The sequence below is a fragment of the Vibrio aerogenes genome (assembly GCF_024346755.1).
In the GTDB taxonomy this organism is placed as follows: domain Bacteria; phylum Pseudomonadota; class Gammaproteobacteria; order Enterobacterales; family Vibrionaceae; genus Vibrio; species Vibrio aerogenes.
Window position 1 is genome coordinate 2886977 of sequence record NZ_AP024861.1, and the last position, 16365, is coordinate 2903341.

16 protein-coding genes are annotated in these 16365 nt (G+C 43.5%); 2 read left to right on the plus strand and 14 right to left on the minus strand.

Annotated features, from left to right (window positions below; all coding sequences use genetic code 11):
• Positions 1 to 273: 273 nt before the first annotated feature.
• From OCV29_RS12745 to yceD, 13 genes are all read right to left on the minus strand, one after another.
• A complete protein-coding gene (locus OCV29_RS12745) occupies positions 274 to 1041 on the minus strand; it encodes a TatD family hydrolase (RefSeq protein WP_073605768.1) in 768 nt (255 codons plus the stop codon).
• Positions 1014 to 1994 carry a DNA polymerase III subunit delta' gene (gene holB / locus OCV29_RS12750; protein ID WP_073605767.1) on the minus strand — a complete coding sequence of 327 codons (981 nt, stop codon included), beginning with the start codon at positions 1992 to 1994 and terminating at the stop codon, positions 1014 to 1016. The genes OCV29_RS12745 and holB overlap by 28 nt, the downstream gene beginning before the upstream one ends.
• A 21-nt stretch (positions 1995 to 2015) precedes the next feature.
• Positions 2016 to 2645: a dTMP kinase gene (gene tmk, locus OCV29_RS12755; RefSeq protein WP_073605766.1), complete on the minus strand. Its 630-nt coding sequence runs from the start codon at positions 2643 to 2645 to the stop codon at positions 2016 to 2018.
• Positions 2645 to 3658 (minus strand): endolytic transglycosylase MltG, encoded by a 1014-nt coding sequence (mltG, locus tag OCV29_RS12760; protein ID WP_073605765.1) that lies wholly within the window; start codon positions 3656 to 3658, stop codon positions 2645 to 2647. The genes tmk and mltG overlap by 1 nt, the downstream gene beginning before the upstream one ends.
• Positions 3652 to 4458, minus strand: a complete 807-nt coding sequence (pabC, locus tag OCV29_RS12765) for an aminodeoxychorismate lyase (RefSeq protein WP_073605764.1) — start codon at positions 4456 to 4458, stop codon at positions 3652 to 3654. The genes mltG and pabC overlap by 7 nt, the downstream gene beginning before the upstream one ends.
• 83 nt (positions 4459 to 4541) lie before the next feature.
• The gene (gene fabF, locus OCV29_RS12770) at positions 4542 to 5786 is read right to left on the minus strand and encodes a beta-ketoacyl-ACP synthase II (protein ID WP_073605974.1); all 1245 of its coding nucleotides are present in this window, start codon (positions 5784 to 5786) and stop codon (positions 4542 to 4544) included.
• 93 nt (positions 5787 to 5879) lie between these two features.
• A complete protein-coding gene (gene acpP / locus OCV29_RS12775) occupies positions 5880 to 6113 on the minus strand; it encodes an acyl carrier protein (protein WP_073581537.1) in 234 nt (77 codons plus the stop codon).
• 227 nt (positions 6114 to 6340) lie between these two features.
• Positions 6341 to 7075 carry a 3-oxoacyl-ACP reductase FabG gene (gene fabG, locus OCV29_RS12780; RefSeq protein WP_073605763.1) on the minus strand — a complete coding sequence of 245 codons (735 nt, stop codon included), beginning with the start codon at positions 7073 to 7075 and terminating at the stop codon, positions 6341 to 6343.
• A gap of 23 nt (positions 7076 to 7098) precedes the next feature.
• A complete protein-coding gene (gene fabD, locus OCV29_RS12785) occupies positions 7099 to 8028 on the minus strand; it encodes an ACP S-malonyltransferase (RefSeq protein ID WP_073605762.1) in 930 nt (309 codons plus the stop codon).
• A 71-nt stretch (positions 8029 to 8099) separates the two neighbouring features.
• Positions 8100 to 9050: a beta-ketoacyl-ACP synthase III gene (locus OCV29_RS12790; protein WP_073605761.1), complete on the minus strand. Its 951-nt coding sequence runs from the start codon at positions 9048 to 9050 to the stop codon at positions 8100 to 8102.
• Between the two features lie 5 nt (positions 9051 to 9055).
• On the minus strand, positions 9056 to 10081 hold the full coding sequence (plsX, locus tag OCV29_RS12795; RefSeq protein ID WP_073605760.1) for a phosphate acyltransferase PlsX: 1026 nt from the start codon (positions 10079 to 10081) through the stop codon (positions 9056 to 9058).
• 9 nt (positions 10082 to 10090) lie between these two features.
• The gene (rpmF, locus tag OCV29_RS12800) at positions 10091 to 10261 is read right to left on the minus strand and encodes a 50S ribosomal protein L32 (RefSeq protein ID WP_021019534.1); all 171 of its coding nucleotides are present in this window, start codon (positions 10259 to 10261) and stop codon (positions 10091 to 10093) included.
• Positions 10262 to 10298: 37 nt separating this feature from the next.
• Positions 10299 to 10817, minus strand: a complete 519-nt coding sequence (gene yceD, locus OCV29_RS12805) for a 23S rRNA accumulation protein YceD (RefSeq protein ID WP_073605759.1) — start codon at positions 10815 to 10817, stop codon at positions 10299 to 10301.
• 154 nt (positions 10818 to 10971) lie between these two features.
• On the opposite strand from yceD, the gene OCV29_RS12810 reads away from it, so the two are divergent.
• Positions 10972 to 11553 carry a Maf family protein gene (locus tag OCV29_RS12810; protein WP_073605758.1) on the plus strand — a complete coding sequence of 194 codons (582 nt, stop codon included), beginning with the start codon at positions 10972 to 10974 and terminating at the stop codon, positions 11551 to 11553.
• 2 nt (positions 11554 to 11555) lie between these two features.
• On the opposite strand, the gene rluC is transcribed toward OCV29_RS12810, so the two are convergent.
• Positions 11556 to 12509, minus strand: coding sequence for a 23S rRNA pseudouridine(955/2504/2580) synthase RluC (rluC, locus tag OCV29_RS12815; RefSeq protein WP_073605757.1), 954 nt, complete (start codon positions 12507 to 12509; stop codon positions 11556 to 11558).
• 624 nt (positions 12510 to 13133) lie between these two features.
• Between rluC and rne the strand changes: the two genes are divergently transcribed.
• A complete protein-coding gene (gene rne / locus OCV29_RS12820; RefSeq protein ID WP_073605756.1) occupies positions 13134 to 16121 on the plus strand; it encodes a ribonuclease E in 2988 nt (995 codons plus the stop codon).
• The last annotated feature ends 244 nt before the right edge of the window (positions 16122 to 16365 follow it).

Genomic DNA, 16365 nt, shown 5'->3' on the forward strand with positions numbered 1-16365 from the left:
AGTAATAGGTAGATCACAATCAAAACACGTATAAAAAGGAAGCAAACACATCATTAAGTATTTTATTTTCAGTGGCTTATCTATTTTAAAATCTAATTTTTCACCAAAAATAAACAAACAGTAAAAGTTAATTCCCTTTATGAATTAACTTTTATCTGATTTTTGTTGACAGAATCAATAAAAAAACTTGACCTGTTGCTATTTTTTTCGCTTCGAATTAAATCAAAGTTATATTTTGAATCAGACTGACAGTTTAAAGAGCAAACTTATTAATCAAAGAAAAAAAAGATTAGCAAAATTCTGTGATGTATGATGCGCAACTTCAGACACATCAATCCCCTTCAGTTGAGCTATATAACTGGCTACTTCGGCTACATAAGCTGGTTGGTTCTCTTTGCCGCGATGAGGAACCGGCGCAAGATAAGGTGAATCAGTCTCGATTAACAAACGCTCCAGAGGCAAAGCTTTGACAACTTCTTTCAATTCAGTTGCCTGACGGAAGGTTACAATGCCTGAAATTGATATATAAAAGCCCAAGTCCATAGCAGCTTGCGCAAAAGGCATATCCTCAGTAAAACAATGAATAACACCACCGCAACGTTCTGCTCCGCCATTTTTCAGCAATGCTAATGTATCTTCGCGGGCATTCCGGGTATGGATAATTAATGGCTTATTGACTTCAACAGCGACTTCAATTTGCTGGGCAAATCTGAGTTTTTGTAATTCAGCGGTTTCAGGCTGGTAATGGTAATCCAGCCCGGTTTCACCAACAGCGACGACTCTGGGATGCTGAACATACTCACAAAAAGTATCCAGTGTAAACTCACTTTCAACGTCTAATGGGTGAACACCACAAGATGCATGGACAAACTCAAAGGGTGAGATCATTTCCAGCATATCAGGAAACGAGTCCAGAGTGACGCCGACAGACAGTAGCTGCTCAACACCAGCAGCCTTGGCCTTTTTAAGTACATCAGTAACATCCTGATGTAAATTATCGTAGTCAAGTTTATCTAAATGGCAGTGGGAATCGACGAACATGAAACCTCATCAAATTTTAGTAACCAATCCAGGATTAACAGCTCAGAGTTTAAACTGCTTTGTACTGTCACCTGCTCCAGTAAAACAGACAATGATTGAAACTGCTGATAAAGCAGTTCGTAAGAAACTTTCTGAGCAATCATAGCACTCTCAGGTAAAAAAGATTCATCTTTTAGCTGAAACTGACATTTTTGCGAATCTGCAAGTAAATACCATAACCAGGCTAAATACTCTGCCGGAGATTTTTCAATCAGGGCGGACAAGGATGTGATGTGATGTGTGGGCTGCTCAAGAAACCGACAAAACTGTGCGGCCAACTGCTGGTAGTCATGAAGTCTTTCGTGGCGGATAAAATCAAGCACACGCAAAGGGGCATGACTATTTAACGTCAGTATATACGGCGGAACTTGTTGGCTGGTTTCTTCACCGAGCCAATTTAAAATAACCTGATGAGTGGGTGGTTCAACAACCAGACGACGGCAACGACTCAAGATAGTCGGCAGCATCCGATCCACATGAGCTGTCACCAAAATAAACCGGCACTGTTCAGACGAATCTTCCAGTGTCTTCAACAGAGCATTTCCGGCGGATGGATTTAATGAATCAGCTGGACGGATGATCATGACCCGGAAACCAGCAAACTGGGAGGATTCCTGAGCACGCTGATTCATCTGCCGGATTTGATCAACAGTTATCTGTTTTCCGGCTTTCTCTGGCTCAATCACATGAAAATCCGGATGTGCTTTATTTTCCATTAACTGACAACTATGGCATTTCCCGCAAGGCTTCTGTCCCCCTGAGCACAATAATGAGCTGGCTAACAAATTAACAAACTCATCCTCACCCATTCCTTCTTTCACTACAAACAGAGAAGCAAGGGACATCAAATTATGATTCCGGGAAAAATGCCACTGCTCCCAGACGTCTTTAAACCAAGGATATAATACACTCACAACGTCAGGATCCTTACTGAATCAAAGAGAAGAAAACCAGTCATTCAGAACACGTCTGATATCAGCCTGAACTTGTTGTAATGATTGTCCGGCATCGATTGTCCGGATACTTTGATCATGTCTGGCAAAATCCATATAACACTCACGGGTTCGTTCAAAGAAGCCCAGGTCCATCTTCTCGATTCTGTCTAATTCTCCCCGGCCACGAGCCCGCTCAAGTCCTAATTTAGGATCAATATCAAGATACAGGGTTAAATCAGGCGAAAAATTTTTCAGAGCCATTTGCCTGAGCTGGGTGAGAACATGTCTGTCGATGCCTCTGCCACCGCCCTGATATGCCTGTGCAGATAAGTCATGCCGATCGCCAATGACCCAGGTCCCTTTGAGTAAGGATGGCTTAATCACCGTTTCTACCAGCTGAACCCTTGCTGCATAGATTAAAAACAGTTCTGACATATCCTGAAGCGTTTCATGATCATGCTCTTGTTTAAAAATCGCACGCAGCTTCTCAGCAATTGGTGTACCACCTGGCTCTCTTGTCTGGGTCACTGACGTCACACCTGATTCCCTCAGGAAGTCAACAACTGTCTGAATTGCCGTAGTTTTACCGGCCCCTTCTAATCCTTCAACAACAATAAATTTAGCTTTCATTATTTATTTCTTAACTGTTTGAGGTAATTGCGTACAGCCCGATTATGCTCAGATAAAGACTTTGAAAATACATGTCCACCCTGACCACTTGCCACAAAATATAAGTAATTTGTTTTTTCAGGATTCATCACAGCCTGCAAAGAGGCAACGCCAACCGTTGCAATGGGTGTCGGGGGAAGTCCCCGGATCACATAGGTATTATACGGCGTTGGTGTTCTTAAATCTTTCTTTCTGATGTTGCCATTGTATTGATCGCCCATCCCGTAAATCACGGTTGGATCGGTTTGCAAGCGCATCTTCTTATTCAAACGATTCACAAAAACTGAAGCGATCCGTTTTCTTTCGGCATCAACCGATGTTTCTTTCTCTATAATCGATGCAAGAATTAATGCTTCGTATGGTGACTTCAATGGCAAATGCTCAGCTTTATTCTGCCAGGCCTGGTTTAAAACCTGATTTAGTTTGACATGAGCACGTTGCAAAATATCTAAGTCGCTGGTGCCATCAGTAAAATGATAGGTTTCAGCCAGAAATAAACCTTCCAGTTTTTTATGAGAAATTCCTAATTTTTCAGCAATTTCAGGCTCCGTTAAACCAGACAGAGTATGTTGAAGATGAGGTGATTGAGATAACTTATTGAGCCAGTCTTTAAAGCGGCTCCCTTCGATCATTGTTATTGAAAACTGAAATTCATCCCCTGCGACGAACCGGGACAATATGACTTTGAATGATTCTCCGGGATGAATCTGATAGGTTCCGGCTTTAATATGCGTCAGCTGAGGATAGAAACGATGGATAAAGTGGCTGCCAATTGCATCATCTAACCAGTGTTTTTGCTGAAATATCACTAACAAAGCTCTGAGTGATTGCCCGTGTTTAACTGAAAATAATTCAGCATTGGTCACATTCACCGGTTGGGAAAGAAAGGCATCAACCCTTTGGTGCAATAATGAATAACATCCCCAAATAAGTACAGCAATCAAGCCACAACTCAGACTTATCTTCTTTAACACAAATTCACTCTCTTCTGGATTTCTTTGGTATATTCACCTACTGAGAATTCAGATGCCATCATCCGGATAACCGGTGCAACCCCTAATACAGAATTGGTTATAAACACTTCATCAGCGGCCAGCAGAGCATCGACAGAAAAAGATCCGACCGATAAGCTCTTCCCTTCTTCCTGAACCCACTCAGTAACAACACGACGAACCACACCAGCGACACCAGCTTGATCAAGTGCCGGGGTAAAAAAACGATCATTTTTCACCCAAAAAATATTCGCCATCGTCGTTTCTATCACATTGTCATAAATATCTAACACGACACCATCAATATATCCAAGTTGAGTCACTTCATTTTTTAATAAAATTTGTTCCAGGCGGTTATTATGTTTGTGACCAGCCAACATCGGATTCAGCCCCAGCCTTTGCCTGCAAAGACCAAGTTCAATACCGTCGGTAATCAAATCACTATAATATCCGGGATAAGCAAAGGAGGAAATCATCACCCTTGGCGATGTTTTTTCAGGAAATGCATATCCCCGGCCGCCGCTCCCGCGGCTGATATGAATTTTAATTCCGGCTTTTGCCTCTGGTTTGATGACCCTGCTCATCCATGCCAGCACCTCATCCCAATCTGGATAAGGTATGCACAAAACTTTCAGGCAGGATTCTAACCGCTGTCGATGATAATCCCAGTACTGAACCTGACCATTTAAAGTGAGAATCGTCGAAAAGCATCCATCACCATACTGATAAGAACGATCATCTGCCGGGACTACATCTGCTGACTTTCCATCAATAAGAATCATGCTTTCACACCATCTTTAAAAAAAACGGCTCAATGCAATGCACTAAGCCGTATCTGTTCATCATAACTTGACTGTATCAGTGATCAGACTTTCCTGAATACCAGTGAGCCATTCGTACCGCCAAATCCAAATGAATTACAAACCGCATATTCCATACCAGAAACCTTGCGTGCAGTGTGTGGCACTAAATCAATGCCAAAGCTGTCTTCTGGGTCATCAAGGTTAATTGTTGGCGGAACTATTTGGTCAACCAAAGTCATGACCGTCACGATAGCTTCGACAGAACCAGCAGCGCCAAGAAGATGGCCGGTCATAGACTTAGTCGAAGACACAAGGACCTGCGCAGCACCATCATCACCCAATGCACGCTTAACGCCCCGGAGTTCAGCAATATCACCCGTTGGTGTTGATGTGCCATGCGCGTTAATATAGCCAATCTGAGTTCCATCAATACCAGCATCACGCATTGCCGCTTCCATAGCTAAAGCACCGCCTGAGCCATCTTCGCTGGGTGCTGTCATATGATAAGCATCACCTGACATGCCAAAACCAACCAGTTCGGCGTAAATTTTCGCACCACGGGCTTTCGCATGTTCATATTCTTCAAGAACCATCATGCCTGCGCCATCTCCAAGAACAAAACCATCCCGGTCTTTGTCCCATGGTCTGGACGCTTTTTGAGGTTCATCATTACGGGTTGACAACGCTTTTGCAGCACCAAAACCAGCAATACCGAGTGGGGTCGATGCTTTCTCTGCACCACCTGCAACCATGGCATCTGCATCACCATATGCAATCATGCGGGCGGCATGACCAATATTGTGCAAACCTGTTGTACATGCGGTTGAGATAGCGATATTAGGACCACGTAATCCTTTCATTATCGACAGGTTGCCAGCAACCATATTAACAATTGTAGAAGGTACAAAAAACGGACTTACCTTACGGGGACCTTTATCAACTAAAGCCTGATGACCATTTTCAATTAAATCAAGGCCGCCTATGCCTGAACCAATTGCAACTCCGACTCTCGGTGCGTTTTCTTCAGTGATGACAAGACCAGAATCGTCTAATGCCTGTATACCAGCAACTACACCATACTGGATAAACAGATCCATCTTACGGGCATCTTTCTTTGATATATAATCTTCGCAGTTGAAATCTTTAACCAAACCTGCAAAACGAGTTGAAAAGCCTGTTGCATCAAAATGCTCTATGTCAACAATACCGCTCTGACCAGCAAGTAAGGCTTTCCATGAAGACTCTACTGTGTTGCCTACCGGCGTTAACATCCCCATACCAGTAACAACAACGCGACGCTTGGACACAATCATATCTCCGGAATTGAAAAGTTGTGAAGAAGTAAAAATATGAAGAGAATTTAAAACTCAGGCGGCCAGATAGCCGCCTGGAGAGATAGATTACTGAGCGCTATTAACGTAGTCGATTGCAGCTTGAACAGTAGTGATCTTCTCAGCTTCTTCATCAGGAATTTCAGTGTCAAATTCTTCTTCCAGAGCCATAACCAGCTCTACAGTATCAAGAGAATCGGCACCAAGATCTTCAACAAAAGAAGCTTCATTTCTGACTTCTGCTTCGTCTACACCTAGCTGTTCAACAATGATTTTCTTTACGCGTTCTTCGATGTTGCTCATTTTTCTTTTCCTTTACAGATTTCGCTTAATGCGATGTCCCGTAGTTTATTAGAACTAGGGAAAGTTGCAAGAGGGTCATCGCTGGTCAAACCACAAATTTTGCGATTTTAACCGAAATTCAGACCATATTTGATATAAATCATGCACAATTCTTGCGCTTTTCGTGATGAATAAAAAAATACTTGTCAATTTAGTGAAGTTAACAAGATATTTACCAAATTTCATCACTAGACCATACACATTCCACCATTTACATGCAGCGTTTCCCCAGTGATATAAGCTGCCTCTGAGGAGGCAAGAAACGCAACAGCTGAAGCAATTTCTTTGGGAGAGCCCAACCTTTCAGCCGGAACCTGAGCTAGTGTAGCAGCCCTTTGCTCATCATTCATTGCTTTTGTCATATCAGTTTCAATAAATCCTGGCGCGACAGTATTGACGGTAATTCCGCGGGAAGCAACCTCCCGGGCCATCGATTTACTGAACCCGATAACACCTGCTTTTGCTGCAGCATAATTTGCTTGTCCTGGGTTACCCAACGTTCCGATAACAGAACCGATATTAATGATTCGGCCACAACGCTTTTTCATCATGCCGCGCAATACTGCTTTTGACAAACGGAAAACAGAAGTCAGATTCGTATTCATAATATCTGACCACTCATCATCTTTCATCCGCATCAGCAAATTATCGCGGGTAATCCCTGCGTTATTCACTAACACATCAATGACTCCAAATTCATCATTGATACTTTTTAAAACTGAACTTACAGAATCAGGATCAGTCACGTTCAAAACAAAACCTTTCCCTTTATCGCCAAGATAGTCACTGATTGCATCGGCACCACTCTGGCTTGTTGCTGTCCCGATGACAGTAGCACCACGTTCAGCCAGCAATTCCGCAATTGCCCGGCCAATTCCCCGGCTTGCCCCGGTGACCAATGTAATTTTACCGTCGAGATTCATGAAATGACTCATGTTTCTTTTTCCTATGATGACTGAATTGCATCTAAAGACGCAATATCGTTTACTGCAGCTGCAGTAAGTGTTTTAACAATTCGCTTGGTCAAACCGGTCAAAACCTTACCCGGTCCGGCCTCTATCAGTTTGTCGACACCTTCCGCGTTCATTTTCTGAACAGTTTCTGTCCAGCGAACAGGACTATACAACTGCCGGACAAGTGCATCTTTAATTTTTTCTGGTTGAGTCTCAGCCAGAACATCCACATTATTAAGTACAGGTATTTGAGGCGTTTGAAAATCAACAGATTCAAGTGCCTTAGCCAGCTTGTCAGCGGCAGGCTTCATCAATGCACAATGAGATGGAACCGAAACAGGTAATGGCAAGGCACGCTTCGCGCCCGCTTCCTTACATAAAGCACCTGCACGTTCAACGGCTTCCTTCTGCCCGGCAATGACGACCTGTCCGGGAGAATTAAAGTTCACAGGAGAAACGATTTGGCCCTGGGCTGCATCCTCACAAGCTTTCGCTATTGCATCATCATTGAGTCCGATAATTGCGTACATCGCACCAGTCCCTGCGGGAACAGCTTCCTGCATCGCCTGTCCACGCAATTCAACTAATTTAATCGCTTCTTTAAAATCAATGACTCCGGCACAAACAAGCGCTGAATATTCACCAAGGCTATGTCCGGCAAAAAAAGCTGGCGTTTCCAAATCCAGAGATTGCCATACCCGCCAGACAGCCACAGAAGAAGCAAGCAATGCCGGTTGTGTCCGGAAGGTTTGATTCAGGTCTTCTGCCGGTCCATCCTGAACTAAAGACCATAAATCGTATCCAAGGACTTCAGATGCTTCAGCAAATGTTTTTTTTACTACATCATATTGCTCACCGAGTTCGGCAAGCATTCCCACGGTTTGAGAGCCCTGACCTGGAAATACGATAGCAAAACTGCCCATTGTCTTCTTCCTTAAGTTAATCAATAAATAGTAAGACGCAAAAAAACGCCTTGAGATACAAACAGATAAAATCAATATACGACCAGAGCAGAACCCCAGGTAAAGCCGCCACCAAATGCTTCAAGCAATAGTGTTTGTCCCCGTTGAATTCTGCCATCACGCACTGCTTCATCTAAAGCAGAAGGCACCGACGCCGCGGATGTATTACCATGCTTATCCAGAGTAACAACAACCTGCTCCATCGGAAGGGACAATCTTTTCGCTGTCGCTGAGATAATTCTCAGATTTGCCTGATGGGGAATCAGCCAGTCTAACTGAGATTTATCCATGTTGTTTGCAGCTAAAGTATCTTTGACTAATCTGGCCAATTGTGTGACCGCAACTTTGAAAACTTCGTTTCCGGCCATGTGTAACCATTTATCTGAATCACCACCATTTTGCGGTACTTCTAAAGTCAGTAACGGCCCGTATTCTCCATCGGCATAGATATGCGTCGATAAAATGCCCGGCTCTTCACTTCTGCCCAACACAACAGCGCCGGCACCATCACCAAAAATGATAACCGTTGAGCGGTCTGTCGGTTCACAAGCTTTTGATAATGCATCAGAGCCGATGACTAACACGTTTTTACACATCCCGGATTTAATATGCTGATCAGCAACCGATAAAGCGTACATAAAACCGGAACAGGCAGCAGCGATATCAAAAGCAGGACAACCTTTGATATTCAGCTTATCCTGGACCTCACAGGCAGAAGAAGGGAATGTATGACGACTACTGGTTGTAGCAACAATGATCATGTCAATATCATCTTTGGAAATACCTGACATCTCAATCGCATTCTCAGCCGCAATGTAAGCCATATCAGCAACAGTTTCATCTTCCGCTGCAATACGCCTCTCTTTTATTCCGGTGCGAGTTACAATCCATTCATCACTTGTTTCTACCATTTTCTCTAAATCAGCGTTTGTACGCACATGAGATGGCAGGTAGCTGCCCGTACCTAAAATTTTGCTATACATGAAGACTAATAATGCCTCTCGAGTAAAACTGTTTCTAATCGTTCACTAATCCGGCTGGGTACTTGTCTCTTTATCTCAAGGACCGCCTCTTTGATTGCATGGGAAAAGGCAACTACATCAGCACTACCATGACTTTTTACTACAATGCCCCGCAATCCTAACAAACTTGCACCGTTATACTGGTCGGGGTTCATTGTTTCGAGTTCAATAAATAAGTCAGAAAAGAATTTTTTTGCGATCCAACCCTTTATTGATGAACCAAAAACCTTACGCTTTAATTTATCAAGAAAGAACTGGGCGGTTCCTTCACACGTTTTTAAACAAACATTTCCAACAAAGCCATCACAAACGACGACATCAGCGATATCATGAAAAAGCTGATTTCCTTCAATATTACCAATAAAGTGAAGTGATGATGTCTGCTTTAGCATATCCGCGCAATACTTTACACAATCATTCCCTTTAATATCTTCTTCACCGATATTTAATATCGCGACTCTGGCCGGGCGTCCCAGATGTTCTTGTGCTAATGCACTTCCCATGACGGCAAACTGAAATAAGGTTTCAGCATCACAGGAAACATTCGCACCCAGATCCAATATCCATGTTTTGCTGCCAGAGGCAGTCGGCAAAGCAGAAATCAGTGCAGGCCTGTTGATGCCCGGAAGAGATTTCAGCCTGTATCGGGACAGTGCCATTAACGCACCAGTATTTCCTGAACTGACACAAGCCTGAGCTTCTCCTTCCGCAACTAATCCAATCGCAAGACTCATCGAACTATCAAGATGATGACGAAGCGCCAAGGAAGGTTTTTCAGAATTAGAAATAACTTGATCACTGTGAACAATTCTCAAACGAGAATGATCAGAGTAACCTAACTGAGACAATTGAGAGGTGATAATGTTCCGATCACCCACCAAAATCACTTTTAGCTCCGGGAAATGCAACAATGCCTGCACGGCGGCAGGCACTGTGACGCGAGGTCCAACGTCCCCGCCCATTGCATCAAGTGCAACGGTTAAATTTTGCAAAGGTAAACCTTACTTATTGATTACCTTTTTGCCACGATAGTAACCGTCAGCAGTTACATTGTGACGCAGGTGAGTTTCACCAGAAGTTGCATCAACAGACAAAGCTGCTGTTGTCAACGCATCGTGTGAACGACGCATACCACGCTTTGAACGTGTTTTACGGTTTTGTTGTACGGCCATTGACCCTACTCCTTTATTGAATGCTCAGCGATAAAAACTAGCGCTTCAAGCTCTTTAAAACGTCGAACGGATTCGGTTTATCTTCCTTTTCTTCAGGAATATCACCAAAAACCATATTATCTGAATTAACATGACAATCAGCTTCATCATGCATTGCTATCTGGGGTAAGTTTATAATGAACTCATCTTCGATCAACTGAATCAGGTCTACCTCACCATACTCGTTTCGATCTACCAAATCGTACGATTCCGGTGCGTTCTCACTCTTCTCTCCCAAATAAGGGGTGTAAAGAAACTCTACACGACAAGAATGCTCAAACTTTTCATTACAACGCTGACACTGCAAATCAACTGTGATGTTAGCTTTACCAGAGATAACAACCAGTTTTTGTTCATCAAACCCAAATGACAATGATACCTCAGCATCATGTTTAACGCCTTCGACTGACTCGGCCAAGCGTTTAAAAAGACTCACCTGGATAATACCATTGTAATCCAGTCTTTTTTGGGCAGCTTTTATCGGGTCAACCGTTCGCGGGATTTTTACCTTTTGCATAGGGCGCGAATATTATCTTCCAAAACAAATTTAGTCAAAGAAAAAGGGAAAAAATTGTCATTTTTTCTGATCTGATATGAGTATCGTGATATTCACATCAATCTTCGATATCCTTCTCACTCACATCTGAATGAGAATGATATAAGTAAAGAAAATGAACCAATATCAGCTGGTCCTGGCCTCAACGTCCATTTACAGACGTCAATTGTTAGAAAAATTAAAAATCCCGTTTATCACTGCGTCTCCATTTTTTGATGAAACCCCCAAAGCACATGAGTCTCCGGAAGATCTTGTCAAACGACTTGCAGAAGGAAAAGCCCGCTCTTGTCACATTGATACTCCCAGTCTGATTATCGGTTCAGATCAAGTGTGTGTCGTAAACAACAAAATCACAGGGAAACCGGGCACAAGAGAACATGCAATCACTCAACTCTCTGAACAAAGCGGTCAGCGCGTATCTTTCTACACAGGACTTACACTATTCAACAATGAATCACAAACCTTTCATACTCATGTTGATATTTTTCACGTTCATTTTCGAACACTGACAATACAACAAATTGAAAATTATGTTGACAGAGAGCAGCCTCTGGACTGCGCAGGAAGTTTTAAAAGTGAAGGACTGGGTATTGCATTATTCGAGCGTCTTGAAGGCGATGATCCTAATGCACTTATCGGCCTGCCTCTGATTAAATTAGTCCGTATGCTGGAACAGGCAGGCATTCCCGTACTTTAAAATTACAGTTTATCAGCACGCAGCCCGGACAAAACTCTCTCAAGCTCCGGGGACATCGGAGCCTGAATGCTCATAGTTTGCTCCTCCCGTGGGTGAACAAACCGGATATGCGCCGCATGCAAAAATAACCGGTTGAGACCAAATCGTCTTGTATAAGCGTCAAATCTGGGATCGCCATATCGGTCATCCCAGGCTATGGGGTGACCCATATATTGGGTATGCACCCTGATCTGATGTGTTCTTCCGGTAACCGGACTCGCCTGAATGAGTGTTGCCTGCTTAAAAGTCTCAATAATTTTAAAGCGGGTTTCCGAAGCTTTTCCCTGCGCATTCACTCTGACAATACTGTTTTGTTCATTCTTCAACAGAGGTGCAGTCACAGATTTACATCCAGGTTTCCAATTCCCCATGACCAGAGCATAGTAATACTTTTGAACTGTTTTATCTCTGAACTGAGCCTGCAAATAACGCAGTGCCGAACGTTTTTTGGCGACCAGCAAAATCCCGGAGGTATCCCGGTCAATCCGGTGAACCAGCTCAAGAAAACGCGCCTGTGGCCTGAGCACTCTTAATGCTTCAATGACACCAAACTTTAACCCGCTCCCACCATGTACGGCAGTACCTGAAGGCTTATTCAGAACCAGTAAATGATCGTCTTCATGTAAAATACAATGTTCCAGCTCCGCAACTTTATCAAGCTTTGCACTGACAGGCGCAACACCGGACTCCTGCTGTTCAACCGTCACAGGCGGAATACGGACTACATCACCAGCTGACAACTTATACTCAGGCTTAATTCGCTTTTTGTTGACCCGGACTTCACCCTTTCTGAGTATCCGGTATACGACGCTCTTAGGGACGCTTTTCAGCTGATTACGCAGGAAGTTATCGATACGCTGTCCAGACATATCGTCATCGATATCAACAAACCGGACTTGTGTTTTCATTTCACTCATTAAAATACTTTTTCTGCTAAAGTTCACCAGAAGTAATTATTATGGAATAAAAAATAGTCATTTCATCCGCATATACAGAATAAAAATGGTGAATTATATTTATTGACGAAGTCTTATTGTACCTGTAAATGCGAATGAATTCATTATGAAGAACATCGTACCAGCATCAATTCTGCTGAAAGCAACAAATTCTTAAGGAATCTCAGCTGATTCCTTCTGAGTTTCGCATTTATTTTTTATCAAGCAGATTGCTGAAATCTGTAGCCACTGCTATAGTTCATAGCTGCAATAGAAAAACTGGAGGCAGATCATTTTATGTCGCCGTTTTTCTGAGCAGTTTATGAGTAGATAACCAGAATTTCATGTATGCAGCAAATGGCGTAAGACATACAATACCGGTATTGCCTGTTGCCTGGCAATTCTGTCTTTCATGTTGAGTATTCACCGTTATTACGGTTCATGAATAATGATAATTGACGTTATTTGTGAAGACTGATGTGTCTTTTGGAGCATCCCTTCCAGCCGAGAGGCTGTATTTACAGTCATGGGATCAGACACCATGAAAGATATCCGGCAACAGAAAAGTGGTAAAACATTACAAAAAATACAACGAGATTTTTATAAATGAAAAGAATGTTAATTAACGCAACTCAGAAAGAAGAGTTGCGTGTTGCGCTGGTCGATGGCCAGCGACTTTTCGATTTGGACATCGAAAGCCCTGGATATGAGTCAAAAAAAGCAAACATCTATAAAGGCCGGATTACAAGAGTTGAACCGAGTCTTGAAGCTGCTTTTGTTGACTATGGTGCAGAAAGACACGGATTTCTTCCTCTTAAAGAAGTTTCAAAAGAATATTTCCCTGAAGGTTATACCTATCAGGGTCGTCCAAGTATTAAAGAAGTCCTGAGTGAAGGACAAGAAGTCATCATTCAGATAGAGAAAGAAGAACGGGGCAGCAAAGGAGCCGCTCTGACGACTTTTATTTCTCTTGCCGGTAGCTATCTTGTTTTGATGCCAAATAATCCACGGGCGGGAGGAATTTCACGCAGGATTGAAGGCGATGAACGCACGCAGCTAAAAGAAGCACTCAGCTCTCTCGATTTACCTCAGGGTATGGGATTAATTGTCAGGACAGCCGGTGTTGGAAAAAGTGCTGAAGAACTCGACTGGGACCTGAATGTCCTGCTCAATCACTGGAATGCAATTAAGCAGGCAGCAAATTCTAATCCTGCACCATTTCTTATCCATCAGGAAAGTAACGTCATTGTCAGAGCCATCCGCGACTACCTGCGGCGTGATATTGGTGAAATTCTGATTGATAGTAATACCATCTATGAGCGGGCTTTAAGCCATATACGTCTTGTCCGTCCTGATTTTATCAACAGAGTTAAGCGGTATGAAGGTGAAGTACCGCTGTTCAGTCATTATCAAATCGAAAGCCAGATTGAATCTGCTTTTCAGCGTGAAGTCCGGTTACCTTCCGGTGGTTCCATCGTGATTGATCCCACCGAAGCACTGACTTCAATCGATATCAACTCAGCCCGTTCAACCAAAGGCGGAGATATCGAAGAAACAGCACTCAATACAAACCTGGAAGCTGCGGATGAAATTGCAAGACAGCTCCGCCTGCGTGATTTAGGTGGATTAGTCGTTATCGATTTTATTGATATGACGCCTGTTCGCCATCAGCGAGAAGTAGAAAACAGATTACGCGATGCCGTCCGTATGGACAGAGCCAGAGTTCAGATTGGCCGGATTTCCAGGTTTGGGCTGCTGGAAATGTCACGTCAGCGTTTAAGTCCATCACTCGCTGAGGCCAGCCACCATATCTGTCCCCGCTGTTCAGGAACCGGAGTAGTCAGGGATAATGAGTCACTGGCTCTTTCTGTTTTGCGTCTCATTGAAGAGGAAGCGCTGAAAGATAACACATCACAGGTGCTGGCTGTTGTTCCTGTTTCTATCGCGTCTTATCTTCTGAACGAAAAACGACGCTCAGTCAATCATATTGAACGCATTCAGGATGTAAAAATCACTGTTGTACCAAACTCTGATATGGAAACGCCTCATTTTGAAGTGATTCGGATCAGAGAAGGCGAAGAGCAGGATATCTTGTCTTATCTTGTTCCCAAGCGACTGGATGACATCCGGGAAACCGAAAACAAAGAAATTACAGAAGTTGAAGTAAAACCTAAACGTATTGAAGAACCGGTATTGAAAGGTTTTGCAGCATCACCAGCGTCTGCCTCGAGCGCTACTCCTGTCGCACCACAGCCGTCTCAGCCAGAACAACAACCTGGATTTATCAGCCGGGCTCTGAAAGCAATTGGCCGCTTCTTCTCAGGCTCATCTGATGTTCCTGAAACAAAAGAAGAGAATGATAAAAAGCCAGAGCAAAAACGACAGACTGAACAACCAGAAGGTCATAATAAACCCCGGAGAAACCGGGACAGAAATAACCAGCGTAAAAAAACACGTCAACCTCAGACTAATGCCAATAATAAGTCTGAGACTGATGGCAAAAAACAGTCCCAGCCGCAACCTGTAACTGAGAAAAAGCAAAAACCTCGTCGCGCAAAAGATGATAAGCAGAACAAACGTAATGCTTCTCCTCAGCTTGCCGAAGAAGGCCAAAAGATTGCACAGGAAGCCCAGGCAGAAAAGCCCGAACAGAAGAACAAATCTTCTGTTGCGAAAGAACGAAGAAAGCAAAGAAAGCTGACGAAGAAAGTTCGTCTTCAAACTCAGGAAGACTTGCCATCTGAAACAAATGAAGTGCAATCATTACCTGAACAAGCTGTCCCTGCAGTAAATCAGGCGGAGGCTGATGTTACACCAGCCGTTGAGACGCCAGCGACTCCGGTGAAGCCTGAAGCAGATAAAGATAAAGAAGAGGGTGTAAAACAGCGCCGGAATCGCCGGTCTCCACGACACTTACGTGCAAATGGACAAAGACGTCGACGAGGTCGTGAACGCAGACCAAATCCATTCCGGTTAAGAAAAGGTGGGGTTGCATCCCCGGAAATGGCAATGGGTAAAGTGATGCCAAGATATGGTTTGCAAACCAATTCCCGGCCTTCCGCTGTAGAGGAGCATTCATCCGAAAAAGCTAAAGCATATTCTGCAGTCAGGAGTGGTGTTGCCTTCCCTGAAATGGCAATGGGTAAAATTGTTATCCGAAACAGCTATGCTGAAACAGAACAACCTGCTGCTGAAAAACCTGTCTTGCAGGCCACAGCACTTTCACCAGCTTCTGTCACCGAATCAGAGAGTTTAGTGAAGGAAGTGCCGCTTGAGACTGTTGCCGATGTGACATTGCCTGAAAAAACAGTCAGTTCAACATCATCTGCTCAGGTGAAAGCAGAGGAAAAACTTTCTGAAGAAGTGACCAAACCGGTTGAACAGGAAAAGCTTTTAGTCAAAGCAGTCAAAGGCCATGCCTATTCACCAATGACGAAAGCCCCGGGTAATGGTGAGATGAGCCCAATATCGCTAGAAGCAGCACCGTTCAGGCAGTCTCGCTATCAGCCAAAAGGTGGGGGCAGCCATGCTGCAACAAACCAGGCAGGCTCAGATATGACGAAACCTTTTCTGAGTGATGCATCTTTGTCATAGACAAATGATTGTTATCCCTAAAAAGGAGCTGTCACAATGGCAGCTCCTTTTTTTATGGCTTACAGACAGAATTTCACTGCAATAAAAATGTTACTGTTTCATTCTTGAACTTAATCACACTTTTCTGTAGCATTCGCCAACTTATGCCGATCTCTGACTATCGTTAATACTGTTATTCATTAGTCATACAGTGGTTTAACCCGAAAGTGTCGGTCTTTAGCCTAGTTATCATCAAAAGTAATTA

Coding starts and splice junctions, on each gene's coding strand:
- OCV29_RS12745 (WP_073605768.1), bottom strand. CDS start 1,041: ATGTTCGTCGATTCCCACTGCCATTTAGATAAACTTGACTACGATAAT.
- tmk (WP_073605766.1), bottom strand. CDS start 2,645: ATGAAAGCTAAATTTATTGTTGTTGAAGGATTAGAAGGGGCCGGTAAA.
- pabC (WP_073605764.1), bottom strand. CDS start 4,458: ATGATTCTTATTGATGGAAAGTCAGCAGATGTAGTCCCGGCAGATGAT.
- acpP (WP_073581537.1), bottom strand. CDS start 6,113: ATGAGCAACATCGAAGAACGCGTAAAGAAAATCATTGTTGAACAGCTA.
- fabG (WP_073605763.1), bottom strand. CDS start 7,075: ATGAATCTCGACGGTAAAATTACATTGGTCACCGGGGCAAGCCGGGGA.
- fabD (WP_073605762.1), bottom strand. CDS start 8,028: ATGGGCAGTTTTGCTATCGTATTTCCAGGTCAGGGCTCTCAAACCGTG.
- OCV29_RS12790 (WP_073605761.1), bottom strand. CDS start 9,050: ATGTATAGCAAAATTTTAGGTACGGGCAGCTACCTGCCATCTCATGTG.
- rpmF (WP_021019534.1), bottom strand. CDS start 10,261: ATGGCCGTACAACAAAACCGTAAAACACGTTCAAAGCGTGGTATGCGT.
- yceD (WP_073605759.1), bottom strand. CDS start 10,817: ATGCAAAAGGTAAAAATCCCGCGAACGGTTGACCCGATAAAAGCTGCC.
- OCV29_RS12810 (WP_073605758.1), top strand. CDS start 10,972: ATGAACCAATATCAGCTGGTCCTGGCCTCAACGTCCATTTACAGACGT.
- rluC (WP_073605757.1), bottom strand. CDS start 12,509: ATGAGTGAAATGAAAACACAAGTCCGGTTTGTTGATATCGATGACGAT.
- rne (WP_073605756.1), top strand. CDS start 13,134: ATGAAAAGAATGTTAATTAACGCAACTCAGAAAGAAGAGTTGCGTGTT.